This window comes from Sulfuricurvum sp. (genome assembly GCF_049587615.1).
In the GTDB taxonomy this organism is placed as follows: domain Bacteria; phylum Campylobacterota; class Campylobacteria; order Campylobacterales; family Sulfurimonadaceae; genus Sulfuricurvum.
This window is the reverse complement of record NZ_JBAVEF010000029.1, coordinates 1-1,660: the sequence shown is the minus strand read 5'-3', so window position 1 is coordinate 1,660 and position 1,660 is coordinate 1. Positions and strand designations below refer to the sequence as shown.

The 1,660-nt window shown below is 58.0% G+C and carries 1 protein-coding gene; it reads right to left on the bottom strand.

The genetic code is table 11. The annotated features are described in order from the left end of the window. Positions 1 to 34 precede the first annotated feature (34 nt). Positions 35 to 1,450, bottom strand: a complete 1,416-nt coding sequence (locus WB308_RS06620; RefSeq protein WP_424190201.1) for a transposase — start codon at positions 1,448 to 1,450, stop codon at positions 35 to 37. Between the last annotated feature and the right edge of the window lie 210 nt (positions 1,451 to 1,660).

Genomic DNA, 1,660 nt, shown 5'->3' with positions numbered 1-1,660 from the left:
TGACGGTCATTTCATGGTCTGAAACCTCTCTGAATTACACCTTGGCGGTCACCGGCAAGGCAACCGCATTGCAGTTGAAGAGTCGCAAATCAAGGCGGTGAATGCGGTGCAACCAGTAATGGATTTTGGCGCGCAGACCGCGGTCTTGAACGCCCAGACGCAGCGTGGGACGTCGGCCGCCGCTGCCGTAGATCGCCGGGATGGCCAGCACTTTCAGTCGCAGGGTCTTCAATCGCGCCACACCCTCTTCGGCGGTTTTTAAGACTTGGCGATTGAGGTGGTGGACCAGGTTGTAGCAGACCATCCCGATCAGCAACATCGCCGCCTCCGTCCCCCAGAAGCTGTGCACGTTAAACTCATGCCAGCCGTATCCCTCCTTGAGTTCCTTGATGCAGTTCTCCTCGTGGGCCCTCGGCCGATACGTCCGCCAGATTTCCTCGGGCGACAAGGTCGTCTCGTGGGTGACCAGCACGCTGTAGCGATACTCCCGATGTTCCTCCAACTCCCGGAACAACATCGGCTGCTTGCCGCTGGCCTTGGGTCGTGTGGGTACGTGCTGCCGGATCACGATCAGCCGCCGCGCTTTCTTCCAGGTGCTCAACGCCACCGTGACCTCCGCGACCTCCAAGCCCTTCTCCAGAAGTTTCCATCCGCTGATCCCGCGGATCGCCGAAAGCACATACGCCGTTAACCGCAAAGCAATGACATACCGCTGCTTTTCCCCCTCCAAATGCTCCAGAAAACCTTCTTCGCCAAAGCCGCTGTCGGCCAAGATCCAACCGATCCGCAGTCCCCGTGGCAGTTCCCTACAGGTCTGATCGTAGAAGGTGACGCACTGGTGAGCCGTGTGCGTGTCCCCCCGTCGATTCCATAGATTGACCACGTATCCACTCCCCAATCCCGCTTTCAACGGATGATGACTCGGCCGGCCGGGCTTCTTCGGGTTGTAGCCTTTGCGCGCTCCCTCCTGCACCCCGTAGCGCTCGCACACGGTGCTATCCAAAATCAGCGTGTCCTGCGTGATCTTCTCTGCCTCGATCAGCGTCCCAGCCAACCCCACCGCCGCGGTGCGTAATGCCTCATTGTGCCGCTGCCGGAACTTGCCGAAGAAACGCGTCAACACACTCGTGGCTTGCGGCAACCACACCACCCCAAAGCACGCCTTCAATCCTCCCATCCCGTGACTCCACCACGTCACATGACTGAATCGGGTTCCCCCCGTCAGACTCGTCAGCAGCAACGCCAGTACCTTCTCGTAGACGCCCTTCGCATTCGGCGATCTTTCCTCCACCGGCATATGTTCCAAGACCCACTCCCGAAACCGGATCCGCTCCAAAAACTTCGCCACCACCGAACAGGCCCCACCCCAGGCCGTCAGTTGTTTGTTTGTAAAGGTAATCTGAACTTGTCCCACCCGATCCGCCCGCGTACTCTCTTCTTCGTGCTTCACTTTTTCGTGCTCCTTTCGTTGGATATAACGAGAGCACAGTGAAGCACTTACCTTTTCAAAAACAAGTCAACTGCAAGATCTGGGTTTACTGGACCGCAACTGGGAGGGCCAGAAGATGGAGGAACATCATCAGGCCCACTTGGTCCGATATATGGACGATTTTGTCGTTCTATGTCGGAAGCAGACCGAAGCGCCGATGCGGTTGATCCG